This is a genomic window from Moorena sp. SIO2C4, from assembly GCF_010672485.1.
GTDB classification, from domain to species: domain Bacteria; phylum Cyanobacteriota; class Cyanobacteriia; order Cyanobacteriales; family Coleofasciculaceae; genus Moorena; species Moorena producens.
In genome coordinates this window covers 1-3,207 of record NZ_JAAHGN010000892.1, presented here as the reverse complement: position 1 = coordinate 3,207, position 3,207 = coordinate 1, and the positions used below count along the sequence as shown (strand labels likewise).

4 protein-coding genes are annotated in these 3,207 nt (G+C 40.9%); 2 read left to right on the top strand and 2 right to left on the bottom strand.

Annotation, left to right across the window (positions count from 1 at the left end; translation table 11 throughout):
• Positions 1–295: 295 nt before the first annotated feature.
• Positions 296–1,282 (bottom strand): pentapeptide repeat-containing protein, encoded by a 987-nt coding sequence (locus tag F6K20_RS30915; protein ID WP_008188905.1) that lies wholly within the window; start codon positions 1,280–1,282, stop codon positions 296–298.
• The gene (locus F6K20_RS30910) at positions 1,275–2,015 is read right to left on the bottom strand and encodes a hypothetical protein (RefSeq protein ID WP_008188904.1); all 741 of its coding nucleotides are present in this window, start codon (positions 2,013–2,015) and stop codon (positions 1,275–1,277) included. Before F6K20_RS30910 ends, F6K20_RS30915 begins: the two co-directional genes overlap by 8 nt.
• 635 nt (positions 2,016–2,650) lie before the next feature.
• On the opposite strand from F6K20_RS30910, the gene F6K20_RS30905 reads away from it, so the two are divergent.
• Both F6K20_RS30905 and F6K20_RS30900 read left to right on the top strand, forming a co-directional pair.
• Complete coding sequence (locus F6K20_RS30905) at positions 2,651–2,779, top strand: hypothetical protein (protein ID WP_267872105.1); 129 nt, start codon at positions 2,651–2,653, stop codon at positions 2,777–2,779.
• A 2-nt stretch (positions 2,780–2,781) separates the two neighbouring features.
• Complete coding sequence (locus F6K20_RS30900; protein WP_008188903.1) at positions 2,782–3,054, top strand: hypothetical protein; 273 nt, start codon at positions 2,782–2,784, stop codon at positions 3,052–3,054.
• Positions 3,055–3,207 lie beyond the last annotated feature (153 nt).

Below are 3,207 nucleotides of genomic sequence, written 5' to 3'. Positions count from 1 at the left end.
CTGTGGCCGTAGGCCACGCTGCGCGAACGCCGAATCCCATTCTCTAATGCTAGGATTGTCTAACACCCTTTTTAGGATTTTATCACTCCCTCGAATTATGTCTTAACTAATTATTTTCAGGAGTAGACAGTAGACAGAATTGCTGAAGTCATCATAAGAATCCAGAATTTCTGGGGAGCGCTCCATCCCTACTCCCTACTCCCTACTCCCTACTCCCTACTCCCTACTTCTGCGCCACCTAGGACAAAAGTACCTCACCGAATTTAGAAATGTGATAAGTGCTAAATAGTTGGGTTTAACTAAAGCACTTGTCCGACATCCCTTTGATTAGAGAATATAATTTTTGTTGTGCATCATAACGATTCAAATAAGCCTGATTATTAAGATTTTTAGGGCTGCAATAGTAGTTAGGTAATGGCTGAATTTGGGAATATTGATTTTGATAAGATTGGCCGAGTAACCTATCAGCTAAAATAATAGAAGTAGCTTTATAGAAACGGGATGCAAAATCTTTATCTTGCTGTAGCTTTTCCTGCAACTTATGCCGACAAATTGACCAAACTACTGAGTCATTTATAGCGGTAACAGTAGCGGCAGGTAAACTTCGTTTTAGAAAAGACATTTCCCCTACTACTTCACCTCCCGATAATTCAGCAATATCTCTGCCCCCAACTGAAACTGTAAACTGTCCGTCCAACACTATATACAGTGCATCAATCTCTTTCCCTTCTTCGATAAGCGTAGTATCAGCAATAATTTCTTTCTTGCTGCCTGTAGCAATCATCCATTCTACATCCTTATCACTCAATTCCTCTATCATCAAAATAGTTTTTTTGATACCCTGCTTCCAGAGCGCTTCTACATTATGTAATTTTTCTGTAGGAAGCAAGAATTCTTCAGAATCATCAAAAAAAATTGCCCCTTGAGCCTTGAGAGCAGATATAATATCCTCAGTAAGCCCTGAATTATTACCAAATTGAGCGTTGTCTAAAATAGCATCATTAAAGTCAGCACCGGTTAGATTGGCATTCCTAAAATCAGCACCAGTTAGATTGGCATTCCTAAAATTCGTTCCCCTTAAATCAGCATTATTCAGATTAACGTTTTCTAAGTTAACCCCGCTTAAGTCAACTCTAGCCAAGTCTTCATAAAGATTTAGTTCAGCTATCTCCGCCAGTTGAGAAAAATTAGTAGTGTTAGCGCCTTCAACACTTCTGATGAATTCTTCCAACTCCTGGTTGAATTTTTCGTTAGTCACCGGTTTAGATTGTTCGTTAGTCATACTTTAGTACCACTTTACTTAAATAAGGTTTTAATTGGTGCTCTAGAATCAGTAAGGCAATCTTTCTATCTAAGACTACACGTTCTTCCCGACTAATTTCGGGAGACCACAACCCTTCAGCTCCAGTCACATGAACATCTGGTTTAAAAACTTCAAAGGTAGCTTCTATGTAGCACGGCTTTGCCATTACATCTATTGTTCCCAGCTCGACTTCCTTGAGTAATCCTTTAAACACGGGTTGACCCGTTTTTACCTCAAAAACCCAAGCTGGAGTTTCCTCTGACCCCTTCGTTGTGATCTGATAGTCAATGAACTGAAACCCATCTGTTGTCCCTCCTGTATTCTTTTCACCATGGTTAGCTTTAACTCCAGGTTGATTTTTATCCCAAGAAGCCTCGACTTTACTGTGATTTTCCTTACTCTCTTGCTGCTTCCTCTGTTTTTCAACAGCAGGCTCAAATGAGCCACTGAAGTTACGAGCTTCCAAAGGTATCTTGCCATTTTTTAGCCTTAGCCTGAGTTCTCCACCTTTGAGTCCGAACCTAACTCGACCCAATAGCATCTGCAGCCACTGTTCATTAAATTGAATAGTCAGGTATAGCTTTAATTGCTCTCTATCGCGAGATGAAAAAATCCCTGTCGAGACTGGCTCAACTTTAAGCTCCATCGTCAGACAGTCTGGAAATTTATTTTCCTCTGGTAGGATAAGCGGTGTCGATTTTCTTTGTAACATGCTAAATTAGGATAGAGAGGTTCACAGTTTACTGGCAAAGCAACCCTAAGGCTTATAGGCAAACGAGTGAATCGTTACGTTTGCAAAGAATTGCTTCTAGGTTACTGATGACAGCGACCTCTGCTCGAATAGTTTCAGCAGAAATGCACGTAAAATCTAGTTAAATGTGAAACACACGGCACAAAGAGCATCTCACGTTTAGCTGAAGAAACCGATACAGCTTTACATAAATGATCTGAACTGATCTATTAGTTCAAGTGCGGTTAATCACTTCCAAAATAGTCTATAGATTGTTGGGTAAGCGTAATCAGTAATGGGTAATCCTCAACTACCAATTACCAATTCAAAATCACCAAATACAAATTACCAATTCCAAATTACCTGATTTCGGATATGATAATTAGTCAATCAGAGATGATATTATATTTCTTGAGTGATATATTTTCTTAGCCAGAGACGCGCTACCCTGAGCTTATAATCCTGAGCATATAATCAGATGCTTTGCCCTGAAATGATAAATTCTAAGACTTGGCTGACTAATCTTATAATTTTCCCTAATAATCATTATTATCGATTTAGTTAGATAAAGGTGTGATATAAATCACATCAACCGGTGAAGTTAATTACTGCATGAGGTGACTGGATTCACTGACTGGATGGAGTTATTGAAATCAGCGTCTTCTCAAGCCCTAGGCGGGATTCCCCCGAAGGCGATGCTATGCGATCGCATCACCGTTGAGCTGGCTTGTCACCCCCTCAACTGAAAATGAAACGGGCAAGATGCCCGTTCCACAAAACTATTCAAATCATTCCATTATTAAGCAAGGCCAAAAAGTTGAGCTGGCTTGTCACCCCCTCAACCGAAAATCAAACGGGCAAGATGCCCGTTCCACAAAACTATTCAAATCATTCCATAAAATCAAACGGGCAAGATGCCCGTTCCACAAAAAACAAGATGTCCGTTCCACAAAAAAAAGGAGCCGATTGCGTCGGCTCCCCAAAAATCGAGGTTGATTCAACTGAGCTCAAGTCTGGTTAATCACTTACCAAATAGTCCCTAATCTTCAGCTATCAGCTTAAGCGCTACGCGCACGCTACGCGAACAGCTTAAGCGCTACGCGCACGCTTGGCCTTGGCCGTTGGCCACGCTACGCGAATGGCCACGCTCCGCGAACGCGAACAGCTTTCAGCA